The 17,691-nt window shown below is 54.2% G+C and carries 15 protein-coding genes; 11 read left to right on the forward strand and 4 right to left on the reverse strand.

Annotated elements, in window-relative coordinates; translation table 11 throughout:
• Positions 1–227 precede the first annotated feature (227 nt).
• Entirely contained in the window at positions 228–620 is a 393-nt protein-coding gene (locus LA5095_RS16155; protein WP_055116590.1) for a flagellar protein FlaG, read from the forward strand.
• 225 nt (positions 621–845) lie between these two features.
• Here the strand turns inward: LA5095_RS16155 and LA5095_RS32730 are convergent, their stop codons facing one another.
• Entirely contained in the window at positions 846–1,013 is a 168-nt protein-coding gene (locus tag LA5095_RS32730) for a hypothetical protein (protein WP_158510391.1), read from the reverse strand.
• A 209-nt stretch (positions 1,014–1,222) separates the two neighbouring features.
• On the opposite strand from LA5095_RS32730, the gene LA5095_RS16160 reads away from it, so the two are divergent.
• The 7 genes from LA5095_RS16160 to LA5095_RS16185 all read left to right on the forward strand — a co-directional run bounded on the left by LA5095_RS16160 (position 1,223) and on the right by LA5095_RS16185 (position 10,138).
• Positions 1,223–2,719, forward strand: a complete 1,497-nt coding sequence (locus tag LA5095_RS16160; RefSeq protein ID WP_055116592.1) for a flagellin N-terminal helical domain-containing protein — start codon at positions 1,223–1,225, stop codon at positions 2,717–2,719.
• Between the two features lie 443 nt (positions 2,720–3,162).
• Complete coding sequence (locus LA5095_RS16165; protein WP_055116594.1) at positions 3,163–4,659, forward strand: flagellin N-terminal helical domain-containing protein; 1,497 nt, start codon at positions 3,163–3,165, stop codon at positions 4,657–4,659.
• Between the two features lie 279 nt (positions 4,660–4,938).
• Positions 4,939–6,435: a flagellin N-terminal helical domain-containing protein gene (locus tag LA5095_RS16170; protein WP_055116596.1), complete on the forward strand. Its 1,497-nt coding sequence runs from the start codon at positions 4,939–4,941 to the stop codon at positions 6,433–6,435.
• Between the two features lie 290 nt (positions 6,436–6,725).
• The gene (locus tag LA5095_RS16175) at positions 6,726–8,219 is read left to right on the forward strand and encodes a flagellin N-terminal helical domain-containing protein (protein ID WP_055116598.1); all 1,494 of its coding nucleotides are present in this window, start codon (positions 6,726–6,728) and stop codon (positions 8,217–8,219) included.
• Positions 8,220–8,310: 91 nt separating this feature from the next.
• Positions 8,311–8,805 (forward strand): flagellar biosynthesis repressor FlbT, encoded by a 495-nt coding sequence (flbT, locus tag LA5095_RS16180; protein ID WP_055116599.1) that lies wholly within the window; start codon positions 8,311–8,313, stop codon positions 8,803–8,805.
• The gene (gene flaF / locus LA5095_RS32070; RefSeq protein ID WP_144436011.1) at positions 8,687–9,067 is read left to right on the forward strand and encodes a flagellar biosynthesis regulator FlaF; all 381 of its coding nucleotides are present in this window, start codon (positions 8,687–8,689) and stop codon (positions 9,065–9,067) included. Before flbT ends, flaF begins: the two co-directional genes overlap by 119 nt.
• Before the next feature lie 141 nt (positions 9,068–9,208).
• Positions 9,209–10,138: a hypothetical protein gene (locus LA5095_RS16185; RefSeq protein WP_144436012.1), complete on the forward strand. Its 930-nt coding sequence runs from the start codon at positions 9,209–9,211 to the stop codon at positions 10,136–10,138.
• A 283-nt stretch (positions 10,139–10,421) separates the two neighbouring features.
• On the opposite strand, the gene LA5095_RS16190 is transcribed toward LA5095_RS16185, so the two are convergent.
• The 3 genes from LA5095_RS16190 to LA5095_RS16200 all read right to left on the reverse strand — a co-directional run bounded on the left by LA5095_RS16190 (position 10,422) and on the right by LA5095_RS16200 (position 15,278).
• Complete coding sequence (locus LA5095_RS16190; protein ID WP_055116603.1) at positions 10,422–11,957, reverse strand: hypothetical protein; 1,536 nt, start codon at positions 11,955–11,957, stop codon at positions 10,422–10,424.
• Positions 11,958–11,965: 8 nt separating this feature from the next.
• On the reverse strand, positions 11,966–13,819 hold the full coding sequence (gene flgK, locus LA5095_RS16195) for a flagellar hook-associated protein FlgK (protein ID WP_055116605.1): 1,854 nt from the start codon (positions 13,817–13,819) through the stop codon (positions 11,966–11,968).
• Positions 13,820–13,892: 73 nt separating this feature from the next.
• Positions 13,893–15,278: a flagellar hook protein FlgE gene (locus LA5095_RS16200; RefSeq protein WP_055116606.1), complete on the reverse strand. Its 1,386-nt coding sequence runs from the start codon at positions 15,276–15,278 to the stop codon at positions 13,893–13,895.
• A 311-nt stretch (positions 15,279–15,589) separates the two neighbouring features.
• Between LA5095_RS16200 and LA5095_RS16210 the strand changes: the two genes are divergently transcribed.
• From LA5095_RS16210 to LA5095_RS16220, 3 genes are all read left to right on the forward strand, one after another.
• Positions 15,590–16,435, forward strand: a complete 846-nt coding sequence (locus LA5095_RS16210) for an AAA family ATPase (RefSeq protein ID WP_055116610.1) — start codon at positions 15,590–15,592, stop codon at positions 16,433–16,435.
• Between the two features lie 16 nt (positions 16,436–16,451).
• Positions 16,452–17,000 carry a hypothetical protein gene (locus LA5095_RS16215; protein WP_208992718.1) on the forward strand — a complete coding sequence of 183 codons (549 nt, stop codon included), beginning with the start codon at positions 16,452–16,454 and terminating at the stop codon, positions 16,998–17,000.
• A 65-nt stretch (positions 17,001–17,065) separates the two neighbouring features.
• Entirely contained in the window at positions 17,066–17,587 is a 522-nt protein-coding gene (locus tag LA5095_RS16220) for a SixA phosphatase family protein (protein WP_055116612.1), read from the forward strand.
• Positions 17,588–17,691 lie beyond the last annotated feature (104 nt).

A 17,691-nucleotide genomic window follows, 5' to 3' on the forward strand; every position in this document is an offset into this window, starting at 1 on the left:
GCTTCCGCCGATTTTCAGCAGATCGCCAAGCTTGAAAGGCTCTCCACTCGAGAGCCTTTTTTCGTTGTGTCATTGAAAGCCTGTGTGGCCTGCCATGGGAAAACGAATCAATTCGACACACCGACTGCACCCGGCAAATTCTAACCATTTCGTTAACAGAAGATTCATTTCCTTGAATTAAAGTCGAGAGCGTACGGGTGTTTGTATCGAGTACACCGGAGAGAAAGATGTTGGATACGGGAATTGCCCGGCCGCCATCGCCGACATATACGGCGATTACGCCGGTTACGCGGGCTCCGGAAAAGAATGTGCCTGCAGCGAAAACGGATTTGCCTGCCAAGGAAACTGTGAACCCATCAAGCGAAACGCAGGATGGACGCAGGTCGGCAGACAATGAGCAGTCTCAACGGGCCGCACAACGGACCACGCCGCAGGTTGAGCGCCGCAATGTGGTTGATCCTGACAGCGAAAGCCTGGTCTTCGTCGCCACAAATACCGATACCGGTCAGGTACTGCGCCAGATCCCAAGCGAAACATTGTTGCGGTTGCGTGCCTACGCTGAAACGGTCGAGAACCAGCAAACAGAAGAATCTTCTCAACCGGTTCAACTCGTCGTTTGATCGCGCACGCAGATTTCACCTCTCGGACACTGCCTTTTTCACAGACCCGACACTAGTTTCGGCATTTTTCTGAGGCGGCTGCAAGGCGTCTTTGCCTGAGTGGAGTGTCCTGTTTGCATGCGTCGCGTCAGACGATCACGGCAACTTTCTCCTGAACCGACAGGCGCTCGCCAGTCTGGCAAAGGTCTTGCGACGTTATTCTACACGCCACTTGCCACCAGTGCGTCATACCGTGCCGGCTTCTCTTGAGAATGTGATCGATGCCCTCTTCCCGCCCGCAGCGTGGCACGCAATGTCGGACAGAAAGTGGAGCACTGTAACCGGCGTCACCATGCCGGGTGAAACGTTGTCCAACTCACGAATGGCAGCGCCGAGTGCCTCCACCCAGGGCATTGCGGCTCAATGGCAATGACGAATTCCGCTTGTTTCCGTAACAAAGACCTCAGCACAGCAAATATATCGTGCTTTCAACCATTTACGTTCCATTAGGGTTAAATTGCGCTAACCAAGTTTCTTTAGGTTTTGTTACCTCGGTCGGCCGCTTGATGTCTCGTGGACCCAGGAAGGGTTCCTACATCATGTTCCTAGAAAGGATCTAGACTATGGCTGACATCACGCTGTCCAGCGCGGTTCGTGCGAACCTGAATTCACTCCAGTCAACTGCGGAACTTCTGTCCGATGTCCAGAACAAACTGGCCACCGGCAAGAAGGTCAATTCTGCCCTGGACAATCCAAGCAACTTCTTCACCGCTTCCGGCCTCACGTCCCGGGCAAACGACCTCGGCACACTGCTCGACGACATGGGCCAGTCGGTCCAGACCCTGAAGGCAGCCGACGAGGGAATTGCCTCGATCACGACACTGGCTGAATCGGCGAAGGCGATTGCAAACCAGGCTCTGCAGACGCAAAGCCAGTACGAGCGCAAGCAGTTTGCCGCCCAGTACAACGAACTGCTCACGCAGATCGAGGACATTGCCAAGGATTCTTCCTACAAAGGCAAGAACCTGCTTGCAGGTACCGGCAACGACCTCACCACGATCTTCAACGAAGATTCCACGTCCAAACTGAACATCTCGGCTGTCGATTATACCGACAGTACCTTGTCCACAGGCCTCAACCTGTCGGACCTGGCGGAAGGTGAAGGGTCTTCCACATCGCTGCAGCTTCAGGGCAGCAAGACGACCATCAACCTGACGGATGGCACGTCAACCCTGAAAACAAACTCCACCCTGTCGGATTCCAACACGATCTCCACGACAGCGGTTCTCACCTTCGGCAACAATTCGGGGACGGCACCCGTTGCCCTTTCCGGTGCAAGTGACATCACGGCCGGTGCAACCGTCCAGGATCTGGTCGACGGGCTCAATGCTATCGCCGGTGTTCGCGCAGAGTTCGACAACAATACCGGTGATCTGACCGTCTATTCCGATGAAGATTTCAACATCGGCAACCAGACGTTCACCGCCACCATTGGTTCGTTTGATTTCGACGCAAGCGCGTTGACTGCAACGACCCAGCTGTTGTCGGAAACTGGTTCCTTCGCTGTTGGCGACACACTGACCCTGACTGACGGCAATGGTTACGAACTCGGCTCGCTCGAGATCGAAGCCGACACTTCGGTTGGCGATCTGGAATCCTTTGCTGACGATTTCCAGGGCGTCTCCGCCGACTTCGACACCACATCCGGCAAGCTGTCCATCACGTCGGAAACCGATCTGTCACTGACCAGCGACAATGTTGACTTTGCGAGCGCAAACTTTGTTGCGGACACGGACGGCATCACCTTGTCGGCGATCTCCGACAGTGGCTTTGCCACCGACAGCGACATCAACCGTGTGGTCGACAAGCTGAACACGGCCCTGAGCTCTCTCAGAACCCAGGCGTCCTCGTTCGGTACCAACCTGTCGATCGTCGAAAACCGTCAGGACTTCACCAAGTCACTGATCGGCACGCTTGAGGAAGGTGCGGGCAAACTGACCCTTGCAGACACCAACGAGGAAGGTGCAAACCTTCTGGCGCTGCAGACCCGTCAGAGCCTCGCCTCCACGTCCCTGTCCTTTGCGGCTCAGGCAGACCAGAACGTTCTGCGGCTCTTCTAGGACCGAAAGAACTTTCAGCAAATTCAGAGAAGGCGGGCCCCGGCCCGCCTTTTTTGCGTCCGGACGAAGCCGGGTCGGACTCTCGCAAGACAGGCGTCATACTTGTCGCACGGCGAACAAAACAAATTCGTCGATCAGAGAAGGAATAATAAATTCCGGATTATTCAAAATAACAGGAAGTATATTTCCTGAGATAACAAATTAAGAACTCAGAAATTTTCATGACTCGAAACAGTATTCGAGCTTTTCTCGATTTTATGAATAATGAATGCGAACTGTCTTCATTCGGGTAGAAAATTTCCTCAAGAAAGTAATTTACATCGCGTTAGGGTTAAATAACGCTAACCGTTTTTATTTATCCAATGTTTCCTCCCCTAGATGTTTTCTAGCAACGCGTTCCCAGGATGGGTTCTGTATCTCGTGTTCCTAGAAAGGATCAAATAATGGCTGACATCACACTGTCCAGCGCGGTTCGCAAGAACCTGAATTCACTCCAGTCAACTGCGGAACTTCTGTCCGATGTCCAGAACAAACTGGCCACCGGCAAGAAGGTCAATTCTGCCCTGGACAATCCAAGCAACTTCTTCACCGCTTCCGGCCTCACGTCCCGGGCAAACGACCTCGGCACACTGCTCGACGACATGGGCCAGTCGGTCCAGACCCTGAAGGCAGCCGACGAGGGAATTGCCTCGATCACGACACTGGCTGAATCGGCGAAGGCGATTGCAAACCAGGCTCTGCAGACGCAAAGCCAGTACGAGCGCAAGCAGTTTGCCGCCCAGTACAACGAACTGCTCACGCAGATCGAGGACATTGCCAAGGATTCTTCCTACAAAGGCAAGAACCTGCTTGCAGGTACCGGCAACGACCTCACCACGATCTTCAACGAAGATTCCACGTCCAAACTGAACATCTCGGCTGTCGATTATACCGACAGTACCTTGTCCACAGGCCTCAACCTGTCGGACCTGGCGGAAGGTGAAGGGTCTTCCACATCGCTGCAGCTTCAGGGCAGCAAGACGACCATCAACCTGACGGATGGCACGTCAACCCTGAAAACAAACTCCACCCTGTCGGACTCCAATGTGATCTCCACGACAGCGGTTCTCACCTTCGGCAACAATTCGGGGACGGCCCCCGTTGCCCTTTCCGGCGCAAGTGACATCACGGCCGGTGCAACCGTCCAGGATCTGGTCGATGGGCTCAATGCCATCGCCGGTGTTCGCGCAGAGTTCGACAACAATACCGGTGATCTGACCGTCTATTCCGATGAAGATTTCAACATCGGCAACCAGACGTTCACCGCCACCATTGGTTCGTTTGATTTCGACGCAAGCGCGTTGACTGCAACGACCCAGCTGTTGTCGGAAACTGGTTCCTTCGCTGTTGGCGACACACTGACCCTGACTGACGGTAACGATTTCGAACTCGGCTCGCTCGAGATCGAAGCCGATACCACGGTTGCCGACCTGGAATCCTTTGCTGACGATTTCCAGGGCGTCTCCGCCGACTTCGACACTTCCTCAGGCAAGCTGTCCATCACGTCGGAGACCGATCTGTCATTGACCAGTGACAACACTGACTTTGCCAGCGCGAACTTCGTTGCGGACACGGACGGCATCACCCTGTCGGCAGTTTCCGACAGCGGATTTGCCACCGACAGCGACATCAACCGTGTGGTCGACAAGCTGAACACGGCCCTGAGCTCTCTCAGAACCCAGGCGTCCTCGTTCGGTACCAACCTGTCGATCGTCGAAAACCGTCAGGACTTCACCAAGTCACTGATCGGCACGCTTGAGGAAGGTGCGGGCAAACTGACCCTTGCAGACACCAACGAGGAAGGTGCAAACCTTCTGGCGCTGCAGACCCGTCAGAGCCTCGCCTCCACGTCCCTGTCCTTTGCGGCTCAGGCAGACCAGAACGTTCTGCGGCTCTTCTAGGACCGAAAGAACTTTCAGCAAATTCAGAGAAGGCGGGCCCCGGCCCGCCTTTTTTGATTCCTGCAATGGGCTGAATCTCTCAGCATCCCCTTTCCTTCTGCGTTCAGTTTGTTCTCCCGGATTTCCGCCAATTTTCTCCACGCTCTCAAGGCGTTAACACCTCGTTAACCCTATAATGCCATCCAATTAACCAATGATTAGGGTTAACGGGAGATGATCCTAATCAACCTGCTCAGGAAGAGCAGAAGTACAAGTTGACCCAGGAAAGGGATATTTAAGATGAAGGACATCACCCTGTCAGCTGCCGTGCGGCAGAACCTTCTCACACTCCAATCCACCGCAGACCTGATGTCCGGCGTCCAGAACAAACTGGCGACGGGTTTGAAAGTTAATTCCGCGCTGGACAATCCGAATTCTTTCTTCACGGCATCAGGCCTGAATTCCCGTGCGGGTGATCTGAGCAATCTGCTCGACGACATGGGCCAGTCGCTGCAGACGATCAAGGCAGCCGACAAAGGCATCCAGACGATCAACGATCTGGTCGAAACCGCGAAGGCGAAAGCCAACCAGGCCTTGCAGACGCAGAGCCAGTATGAGCGCAAAACATTCGCTGCGCAGTACAACGACCTTCTTGAGCAGATTGAAGACGTTGCGAAAGACAGCTCCTACAAGGGGAAAAATCTCCTGGGTGGCATCGGCAACGATCTGACGACGATCTTCAACGAAGATGCGACCTCGAAACTGACCATCGAGTCCGTCGACTACACCGACACAGCCCTGTCTACCGGACTTAACTTGTCCAACCTCGCAGAAGGACAAGGCAATACAACCACCCTCCAGCTGCAGGGCGGCAAGACGACCATCAACCTGACGGATGGCACGTCAACCTTGAAATCCAGCTCGATCCTGTCGAATTCCAACGCGATCTCCACGACAGCGGTTCTCACCTTCGGCAACAATTCGGGGACGGCCCCCGTTGCCCTTTCCGGTGCAAGCGACATTACGGCCGGTGCAACCGTCCAGGATCTGGTCGACGGGCTCAATGCCATTGCCGGTGTTCGCGCAGAGTTCGACAACAATACTGGTGACCTGACTGTCTACTCCGATGAGGACTTCAACATCGGCAACCAGACGTTCACCGCCACCATTGGTTCGTTTGATTTCGACGCGACAGCATTCTCGACGACAACGCAGCTTCTGAGCGAATCCGGCTCATTTGCCGTTGGAGACACACTCACCCTAACCGACGGTAACGACTTCGAGCTTGGATCCTTTGAGATCGATGATGACACAACTGTCGCGGACCTCGAAAACTTCATCAGCGATTTCAATGGCGTGTCGTCTGACTTCGACACCGGATCAGGCCTGTTGACAATCGAATCCGAGACCGATCTGACACTGACCAGTGACAACACTGACTTTGCAGCTTCCAATTTCACTGTAGACACGGACGGGATCACTCTCGAAGCACTATCGGACTCCGGATTTGCCACGGACGGCGATATCAACAGGGTCGTTGACCGCCTCAATACGGCGCTCTCCAACCTTCGCTCCCAGGCGTCAGAATTCGGCACCAACCTGTCTATTGTTGAAATTCGCCAAGATTACACGAAGACGATGATCAATACTCTTCAGGAAGGTGCGGGTCTCTTGACCTTGGCCGATACCAACGAGGAAGGCGCAAACCTGCTGGCGCTTCAGACACGGCAGCAGCTTGCTTCGACATCTCTTTCCTTCGCCTCCCAGGCGGACCAGACGGTGCTATCCCTCTTCTAGGACTGAAAGAATCAGTCGGACACACGACTCACAAAATGAAGATCAGAAACGGCGGGCCATCGGCTCGCCGTTTTGGTTTCCGGTCTCGATTGAAGTCAAAGCTCGAATTTTTTCATCATATTTTTCAAATAGATAAAAGAAAGCTTTTGGTAACTTTTATTTACATCGCGTTAATTCGTGCATCACCGATTAACTTTCCATTTAGATTTACGTCAAAGGAGCGCGCTCATCTTGATGTTCTTGAGTAGCGCTTTCGGCGGACACTGAAGTAGGAAAAGCGGTGAAGTCTGATGTCTGATATTGTTCTATCCAGCGCGGTCCGGGACAATCTCCTGTCGCTCAAGCAAACTGCAAATCTTCAGTCTGTGACACAGACACGGCTTGCCACAGGCATGAAGGTCAACACGGCGCTGGACAACCCGAACTCGTTTTTCACGGCGCAATCGCTAAACGACCGGGCAAGCGACCTGGCCAATCTGCTCGACAATATGGGTCAGGCAGTACAGACCATCAAGGCGGCCGACAAGGGCATAACGTCGATCACCAAGCTGGTCGAATCAGCCAAGGCGATCGCAAACCAGGCGCTTCAGACATCAAGTGAGTTTGAAAGAAAACAGTTTGCCAGCCAATATAATGACATCCTCGAACAGATCGAGGATATGGCAAGAGACTCGAGCTATAAGGGCAAGAACCTTCTTGCGGGCGCCGGCAATGAGCTGGAAGTAATCTTCAACGAGGACAGCACGTCCAACCTCACGGTCAATCCGGTCGACTTTACCGACACAACACTTGATGACGGTCTGAACCTCGACAATCTCGACACCGGCGGTACCGGCACGGCGTCCTTCAATCTCTTCGGCGGAACAGGCACGCTTGCGCTGACCGGTTTGCAGGCATCCTCCAACCTGACGGACCTGGCTGCATGGTCAACCGGTGATCAGGTCACCATCACGGACAGTTCCGGAACCACGACCCTGACGGTCGGCACCGACATAACCACGGTTCAGGACTATGTCGATGCGCTGAACGACTTGAGCGGCGTTCACACCAGCTTTAACGAGTCGACGGACTCGATATCAATAACATCAGGCAATACAAATCCGATCTATGTTTCAAAGGACAACGCAGGTGGCGGAACCGCGACGAGCGGTGGTGCAACGGGTGGAACGACAACGACGCTGACCGTCTCGTCCCTGAGTTCAACAGCGACTTTGATCTCTTCGGGTGGCTTCCAGGCGGGTGATACGATCACGATTACGGACGGAAATGGATTTGAACCAGCGTCTATCGAGATCGATTCTGAAACGACAGTCAGCGATCTGGTCTCGTTCATCGATAATGTGAAAGGCCTGGATGCGACTTTCTCCGGCGGCAGTATCAGTCTGCTCGGCGAAGTCTCGTTCGACATCACGAGCAGCAACGCGGACTTTAACCGAACGACACTTGGAAGCACTTCCGGTACCGTAGGACTTTCGGCGGCGGCATCCGAATTCAAATCAGACACTGACATTGACCGGACGCTGCAAGCCATCAATGCAGCGCTCGACGAACTGAGGACGGCTGCCAGATCGATGGGTACATCACTGTCAACCGTCGAAATACGAACAGATTTCACACAGAACATGATCAACACGCTAGAAGTTGGAGCCGGCGAGCTCACCATTGCCGACATGAACGAAGAAGGTGCAAACATGCTTGCCCTTCAGACCCGGCAACAGCTGTCTTCCACCGCCCTGTCGCTTGCCAATCAGGCAGATCAGAGCGTTTTGAGCCTGTTCGGTTAACAGCTGGAATGAAAAGCTTTAAGGTATCGGCAAAGGGCGTTAACCAGTTCGTTAACGTTTGATAGCGATACTCAAGCGTGGAGGTCACGGAATGGCGCTCAAGGTCGAGCTAAAACCGGGCGAAAGGATTATCATTGGTGACAGTGTCATCACAAATGATAATCAGCGAACCCGCCTGTTTATCGAAGGCCAGGCACCTATTCTTCGAGAAAAAGACATTCTCACGCCTACCACTGCGGATACACCGGCAAAACGGGTCTATTTGGCCGTTCAACTGATGTATCTATCGACGGATATGGAAAAAATTCAGGAGAATTACTTCACTCTCGTCAACGATATTGTGAAGGCAGCACCAAGTACGATCCCATATGTTACCAGGATCAGTAACGCGATAATAACCGGTGCCTTCTATAAAGCATTGAAAGAAGCACGAAAGCTCATCGAGTATGAAGGGACGCTGATCAGTCATGTACAAGCAGGCAGCGCAAGCTTACCAGAAAACGAGCCAGGTGGCGGTGTCACCGAGAGAACTGGAAGCGAATCTGCTGATGAAAGCCGCAGCACGGCTGCAGCTGATCAAGGATGAATGGGGCGAGGCCACACTTGCGGAAAAAGACGATGCATTGGTCTATAACCGCAAACTCTGGAGTATTCTTGTAACCTCTGCGACCAGCGAAGAAAGTCAATTGCCGCAGGACATCAAGAACAATATCGCCTCACTGGCCGTTTTTGTGTTCAAGCAAACGATAACGGTGATGACGAGCGACGATGCCGAGAAGCTCAACACGCTTATCAGCATCAACCGGGCGATAGCCGAGGGGCTGCGCGCGCGAGTGGAAACCGAGTAGTCGGCGACAAAATCCAGAGCAGTGAAGCCGGTGCGCGCAGCGACCGGCTTTTTTCGTTGATGGCGGTGCGTCCCATCTTTTCTCATAGATCGACGATGTTGTTCCCCGTCCGAGCGATGTAACGCTTGTAAGTTTACCCAATTGGGTAACGCGCCGGGTCCATTTGGTGGCTACGCTGTCGATATCGCCTGCAAAATGCGTCTGGTCTGGCCCAGGATCAAACCGGGTATGGGGTATGACACGGACGATTGGACGCGTGGCCGCCTCTCCGTGATCATTAATCTGATTATGAGACCGTCAGGTCTTTACAAGATCGATCCGAGCGACCGGGGCAAAAACAGAACCGGAAGCCGCGCCGGATATGTGTGGGATGAATCAACCGGTCGACACGGCTTTGAGGAAAGCAATGGCACTATTCGGCCTGTTGTGTTTTTCAATCCAGACAACCGATCCACGGTTGCGATGATGAAAAACGACCTTGTCGGCAAGATCCTGGCTGATGAGCGATCGACTTGGTGCGGTTTTGTCACGCGATTTGCGAGCGGGATCGGTATCCCGAAGGCATCAAAGGGCTCGGAGTATACAATCGGCGCTCTGTACAACTGGCAGAAGCTTCTGGAGGGTATCACGGACGCACACTCCTTTCAGGCCCAGTTGACCCGAACAGGAACATGGGGAGCGGATGCAACATCCGGCTTCAATTTTGCCGTGGTCACGGGAATGCCCGACATTAGCAAACTGAAAGGTCTCGAGTTTTCCGGAAGCGATATAAATCTCGCTTTTATTGTGAGCGCCAAGGCGCTGAAAGAAATGTCCAAGGGACCGATCTATTTTAAATTGGCACAGAAATTTGCCAAGGGTGCCGAAAGACTTGAGGCCGCCGAAAAGAATATGATGATCGAGCTCGTTCAACGTATCGCCGGTCATGGACAGCGCGTTGGAGGAGGCGTCTCTGCCGCAGCTGCCGGCCACAGTATTCAGTTGTCATACATCGATATCGGCCTCGTGACCGGAGCAGCTGCGAGTTACACGAATTGGACAGGAAAGGTAATCTCGGTCGATCGCGGCTGACTCAAGAACAGTCTGATTTCACTTGTGGGTCGTCGACTTGAGCCTCCCCTTCTGAACCGGCCACAGCTAAATTCAGGAGACGAGGCGATAATTTCAGCGACAACACGGCTGGCGCCTGTCAGAAGTTCCAGTCCTGTAACACTGGCACATCCGGGATGGAAACAACTCCAAAAAATTTGCAGAACCGCACGGCGTTTTCAACGAAAAAACACCCCCGACCGGCACTTCAAAAGCGCATCGTCAAGATATGAACTACCCTTGGAAAAGCAGCATATTACCCCGATCAGAGATAATCGGACAGGCTGAGATTGAAGACGATCGAGGACGCACGGTAGGACACTTCAATATTGTTTTGGAGCTGCAGAATTTCCGTCGCAACCAGGTTCTTGTCGATGCCCTCGATTTCCGCAATCGTCCCTTCATAGGTACTTTTCATCTGCACGTGCCGTTCGCCGGTCAGGGAGACCGTCCGTTGCGTGATCGCGATGTCCGTCGCGATATCGACGATACCGGACTGATCGACCCCAACCGGTTGCAGGAGGCCGCGCATGTTGGCGGAAAGTTCGTTGTAGTATTCCTCGTCCGTCGATGTTCCGCCGGAAAAGTCGGCTGCAACGAATGTTGCCAGAGATTTCACAAGCTCCTTGAGTGCCGTTTCATTCGCCCTGACGCCGTAGCTCGCGGTCAGGTTTGAATCGATAACAGCATTCTTGTCGGTGCGCGCGTCGGTCGTGGTCGTATTCCGGCCGGTGTACCATTCAACTGTCGTGGAGGCGCCGGAAACCTGCGTGGTCGCGGTGGTGTAAGGAGGACCGCTGACCCGCAATGGTTCTTCGCCGGAAAACGTCGTGAAAAATTCGTCGGCAGCCCACTCGTCCGAAACTGCGCGGAGCTTTGTCTGGGCGGCATTTTCGATTTCCGCCGTAAGTGAGTTCAGCAGGTTTTGCGCTGTTTCTTCAAGATCCGCGCCAATGGCAAATGTTCCCTCCGCCTCATCGCTGGAGGCCGCCGTCAGTTCGATGGACACTGTTTCCGTGTGGGACGGTGGCAGCGTCAAATCAACCTTGATGGTTTCACCAAGATTTGGCTGACCGGTAAATTGCACGTCGAAACTGTCGGGATCGGTGCTTGTGGGTCCGGTCAGGGCGGCATTGCTCAGTGTCGACGTCACGCTTGAAATGTCGAAACCGAAATCGTGTGCTCCGTCTTCCGAGATCGTGAAGGTTGAATCGGTCGGCACTGCGCCTGCGTAACTGGTCGTCAAAGCCGATATCGCCAGTCTGCCGTTGTTCGATGCCCCCAGATTGGCCTGTGAGTATTCGCTGAGATATGTCTTCAAACCTGCCTGGCTGCCACTGCCATTCATGATGACGTCCAATGCGGCAACGGGATCCGAAATCGAGTCTGTTCCACCGAAAATATAGTACCCGGCAATTTCGGTATTCAGAATGTTGAGAGATTCCGTCAGAAGAAGTTCTGCCCTGGACTGGGTTTGGGTCTGGCCATCGCTCTGCAAAACAAAATCGTTGGTATCCATCGCGGATTTCGAATCTTGACGAATGGACTCCAGCCGTTCGAGAGACAACGACAGGGTTTGAAGATGCAGATTGGAAATCGTAATCGTCTCCTGGTAACTCTCGATAAAGCTGACTTTTTGGGTCAGCTGAATATCGAGCAGTCGACTGTCACCAATCTCGCCGTAGGTACTGCCAACCTTGCCTGTCGCGAGCTGTGTCGTCTTCTCGGACAGGAGGTTGTTCAGCTGCCCCAGTTGCTGAGTGAGGTAGGAACGGGACGTTGTGATTGAAGAAAAAGTCATTGAGCACCTTAAACGATTCTCAGAAGTTCATCGAAAAGCTCTTTGATAGTCTGCATCACCCGGGCATTGGCTGCATAAGCGTTTTCCAGCTGCACCATGAAGGCGAGTTCGGTATCCAGATTCACCGAGTAGCTTTCCTCGTATCGAATAGCCAGATTGGTCGTTAGCGTTTCCTTGGCCGTCGCATAGGTCTTCGCATCTTCCGCCTGGTTACCTTGAAACGCGATCGTATTGTTCACGTAATCGATAACGGTTCCCTCAAATGGCGACGAGGTGCTGCCGATCCCTGCGCTCGGATCGAAGTGAACCGTGCCGGAGTTCAATGCGTTGAGCAGGAATTGCGGGCGTGCCGGGTCATTGGGCGTGTTGGCAGTCGGCGTTGTCTGGTAGTTCACCAGCAACGCACTGTCGGCAAGAAGGCTTGGATTGACACTTATTCCGCCGGCATACCCCACCCTTTGACCACCGTCTTCCAGAGCATCGGTAAAGATCTCCGTTCCGGCGCGCTGGTCCACAAAGATTGAAAGGCCGAGGCCCTGGTCGGAATCAGCTGTAACGGTAACACTCGCGGTAAGGCTTTCAACGCTCGTAGGTGCGCCTGAATCGCCGAGCACCCGTAGTTCATCTGACCCGTTATTGCTTACCAGGAGACCGGTAGAGCCGAGAGCCGCATTGATGTTGGTTATGTATGTTGCCGGCAAACCGCTTGAGATATCAAAGCCATAAACTGTATCGTTCGGGTCAGATGTCGCCGTGTTATCAAGCGGTAAAAGGCTGGGATCCGAAACGGCCATCAGAGTGACTGTTTGCGCCACTCCAAGGGTATCAGTGTATTCCAGCGTTATCGTGTTGCCGGCCTGCAGGCCTGACACGTCGAGATCGAACCCGCTGTCGGCTCCAGCAGTTACAGCAGTGCTCTCCACTGTCACATTTGAAAAAGCCAGGGAGATCTCGGCAGCGATCGTATCGAGTTGCTTCTGTGCTTCAACCAGGATCTCGTCTCTGAGTTCCGCGGTTGCCACCATCGCTCCCGAGCTGGAGGCAGCAATAAGATCGTAGGTGGTGCCGCCCGGCGTTGTCGCCAGAACGGTCTGACCGGACACCCCGGGCTGAAGCAGATGTGTCGGCGTGAAACTGATGTTTGCCGCCTGACCATCGGAATACAATTGCTGGCCATTAGCGGTCTGAATGAAAATCGTGTTGTTGGTTCCGTCCGAAACCTCAATATCAAGATAGCCGGAAAGCTGTTCCACCAGCCGATCGCGTTCGTCTTCCATATCGGCGGTTGAAATATTCGCCTGTGTCGCATCCCGAATGGCTGAATCGATATCATCGATGCTCGTCAACAGGTTGTTCACGGTCTGGGCCTGGAGCGACAGGGAATCGTCAGCCTCCTGCCTGAGATCGGTAATCCTCTCGTGTGCACTGTTGAGTTCGCGCGCAAAGGCTTCGGAAGCGGCGATGACTTCCTTTTGAGCAGTGTAGTTGCCCGGATCATTCATAAGCGTCGACAGCGCGGAAGAAAGGTTTCCTATCAGGGAGGAAAGGCTGCTGCTGTCGCCGATCGTCCCGAATATCCCGTCCAGCCGCTCCGTGAAATTGGCGATCTGCTTGGCATAGTTCGTGTCGGTAAGCGAGCTGAAATAGTCGGCCTGAAGTTGCTCGTCGACAACGCGCCTTATTTCCGTGGCCGTAAGGCCTGCGACGTTTCCCTGCCCGTCAAAATATGCCGTCGCAGAAATGGATTTCTTCGAGTACCCGACCGTATCCGCATTGGCGATGTTGTTCGCCGTCACGTCCAGCTGCCGCTGGTTGTAGGTAATACCGAAAACCGCGGTATTCAGGGCGCTTGTCAGACCCATGGCAGGTTCTCCTTTAACGAACGCGGGCTCGCCGGTCTTGCCAGCGGATCATGATCCGCTGGCAAAAGTGTCACTACCGGACCATGTTGAGGGCACTGTCGAGCATCTCGTCCGCCGATGTGACAATCCGCGAATTTGCCGAATAAGCCTGTTGCGTGATGATCAGCTTCGAAAACTCATCTGCAATGTCGGCATTGGAAAGTTCCAGGTTCTTGGCGAGAATTTGCCCGCCGCCTGTAAGGTCTGCCTCGCCGGATGACGTCGTTGAGGCAAACGCTGCGCCATCTACCCTCTTCAGGTTCTGTTCGGCTTCAAATGTCGCCAGAGGTATCTCGAAAACGGCCCGCTGCTGGCTGTTTGAGTAGCTCGCGATCACGCGGCCTGACTGGTCCACTGCAACGCCGGTCAATTCACCTGCCGGATATCCATCCTGATCCAACGCAACCGAACTTGCGGTCCCGTCCGGATCGGAATACTGGGTCAGCGAATTGCCCGCGAAAGAAACTTCGACATTTGTCGCGGTGGTTCCGTTGATCGTCAGCGAGGCCAAATCAAATCCGTCGCTTGAAGAATTGACCGTTCCGATAACGCCGGCGGTCATGTTGGTCAGCGCGCCCGTGCTGTCAAATTCCAGATCCCCTACGTCGAAATACGCGTTCGTCGCATCGCCGCCTGAACCGACATACATCGTCCAGGTATCATTGACGGCCGGAGGGCCCGCGGCTGCATTTGCCGTTTTGGCATACCGGACCTCCACGTTCATTGCCGTGCCGTTGGTGTTGTAGATCGTCACGGAACCGCCCGAAATCGAGCTGTTCAGAAATGCGGTCTCGTTCGCAACCGCGACATTGCCTGTTCCAACGGCAGCGGCAAGGAGTGCGGTAGCAGGATCTGAATCATCATAATCGTTCGTATCCGGAACCCGCGGGAGGTTTGCCTGATAGTCGATCTCGGCTGTTGCCGAAGCGGCAAGCGGCTGGTTCTCGATCTGAATTACCGTCGGATTATCACCGACCGGGTTGCCGGTAGCAGGATCCAGAGGAAAGCCCTGCAGGTAATACCCGGCGCTGTTCACGAGATAACCGTTTTCGTCGCGCTCGAAATCGCCCGCACGGGTGTAAAAAGTCTCATCGGCGAAAGTCGTCGACCCGTCAACGACATCGGCTGCCTGGGTCACGACAAAGTAACCCTCGCCATTGATGGCCATGTAGGTATCGACGTCGACCTGACTGATGTCGCCCTGGATGGTATTCGTGGCACGGGAAGTCGCAAATGTTGTCCCGGAGACCTGAGACCCCTGGGTCGCACCGCCACCCGAGACAAGATCGGAGAACGTCGTATCCAGACGTTTGTAGCCGGTTGTCTGCGAGTTGGCCACATTGCCGGAGATGTTCTCCAAGGCAATAGCCTGCGCAGTCAGTCCGGAAACCGCTGAGTTGATAGCCCCATAAATACCCATATTTCGTCCTCTTGATGCTCGGGCAGCGCGTAGTCGGGTTTTCGCCCATAATCGCGGCTACACCGCAAAGGCCGTGCCAGTTTTGCGTTTCACCCATTTAGTTGTTTGTTTTCTGATAGTTATTGAAAATTTGAGATTCTCTTTCTGAACTGATCAGTCGGCAACCTTCAACGGAACGGGCAAAAACTTCCCCTTTGATGGGCAAGACTGTCCCTCCGATCGAACCAATGGTGCATCGCGTAAATTGCGGGCTTGCTTCCTGACGCCGGGCCTGCCAGTTTTTGCGCAACGAATGAACGACGGACGGCCAGATGCGCTTTGAAGGAACTGAAAATTACATCGCAACAGAAGACTTGCGTGTTGCGGTCAATGCCGCTGTGGCCCTTGAACGACCTCTGCTGGTCAAGGGTGAACCGGGCACCGGCAAGACCGTATTGGCGGAACAGGTAGCCGCCGCGTTGGACGCAGAACTGATCGAATGGCATGTGAAATCCACGACCAAAGCGCAGCAGGGCCTTTATGAATATGATGCGGTATCGCGCCTGCGTGACAGCCAGCTTGGCGACGAACGGGTCAAGGACATCAACAACTACATTCGAAAAGGCAAGCTCTGGGAAGCGTTCGAGGCAGCAGAAAAGCCGGTACTTCTGATCGACGAGATCGACAAGGCGGATATCGAGTTTCCGAACGACCTTCTTCTGGAACTCGACCGGATGGAATTCCACGTCTACGAGACCGGGCAGTCCGTCAAGGCGAAGCAGCGACCGGTGGTGATCATCACCTCCAACAACGAAAAGGACCTTCCCGACGCCTTTTTGCGGCGCTGCTTTTTCCACTTCATCAAGTTTCCGGACACGGAAACAATGGAGGAAATCGTTGAAGTCCATTTCCCGGGCATCAAGAAACGGCTGCTGTCAGAGGCTTTGCGCCTCTTCTTCGATGTTCGAGAGGTTCCCGGCTTGAAAAAGAAACCGTCGACTTCTGAACTGATCGACTGGATCAAGCTCCTTCTCAACGAGGACATAGATGCAGAAACGCTTCGTCAACAAGATGGCAGCAAACTGATCCCGCCGCTGCACGGTGCACTTCTGAAGAATGAGCAGGACGTGCATCTATTCGAACGCCTGGCATTTATGGCGCGCCGCGAGCGTACATGACCACTTGGAGAGCGAATTGGCCAACCGACTCGCAAGACTGCTTGCATGGGGGATCCTCAGTGCCCTGCCGCTGATGGGCGCCTCTTCCCTCCCCGTGTCTGCGCAGGTACCACCTGAGAAAGAGGCTGGCTGGCAGAGTGATGTTGAAGGGCTGCGGCACTTCACCGGATTGCGTTGTCCGGACCTGATTGGGCCGTTCTACCGGATCAAGGTTATGGAGGGAGACGCCTCGAGCGTCGCAAGCTGTATCTATACCGGCCGTGATGGAATGACGGCGGTTGTGCGCCAACATCTTCAGGCCTCTGGACGACGCGAGGCACTGAAGTTCTCGCGCGCCTACAAAGCTGCCGGCTTCGAGCCGATCAGCCTGACTGGCGCTGCTGCGTCCGGCATATCATTCCGCACCCGCAACTGGACACCCACCAGCCTGTGCGAAACGCTTTGGTATTTTACCGGTGAAGAGGCGGATTTCACATTGTGGCTCTCCTACACGCTCCCGACCCAGAATGAAGAGATCGGACCGGCTGTGGCGGCCTTCACACAGGCGCTTGCGCAGCAAAACTGAATTTGTCATTTGCTTAATCGGGTTCCCGTCATTTATTGAGACGGTGAACAAAACGGAACCCTGACATGCGGCTACTCCTGCTACGACACGCCAAATCCGACTGGGGCGATCAACAACTCGCCGATATCGACAGGCCTCTGAATTCCCGTGGCAAGACGGCTTCGGTCACGATGGCCCGATACATCCGTGACAACAGGCTTTTGCCGAACCTGGTCCTTTGCTCAACCGCGCAGCGGGCACGCGAAACGCTTGCCCTCCTTCTTCCCTGCATGCCGCAGGAAGCGCATATTCAACTGATCTCGGATCTTTATTGGAAGAGCGAGGACGGCTACAGCACTCTCATTCGCAAACACGGTGGACGTGCCCAGAATCTGATGCTCGTCGGACACAATCCGGCGACCGAGGATACAGCGCTCGACCTGGCCGGGACCGGCGCTCCGGAGGCCATGGAAGACATTCAGGAAAAATACCCGACCGCGGCACTTGCAGTTATAGACTTCGATATCGCGGACTGGTCTGAACTCGGCTCGGGGACAGGCCATCTCGAACGGTTCGTCAAGCCGCGCGATCTCGAGAGCGACGCCTAGGAATTCAAGAATACTTTCCGAACAACATCAACGACCAAAAGGGCAGTCTTTCGACTGCCCTTTTCGAAGCGTTTGCTGCAATTTCGGAACAAAACTGCGTTTCA

This window comes from Roseibium album (genome assembly GCF_001404515.1).
Classification (GTDB): domain Bacteria; phylum Pseudomonadota; class Alphaproteobacteria; order Rhizobiales; family Stappiaceae; genus Roseibium; species Roseibium album.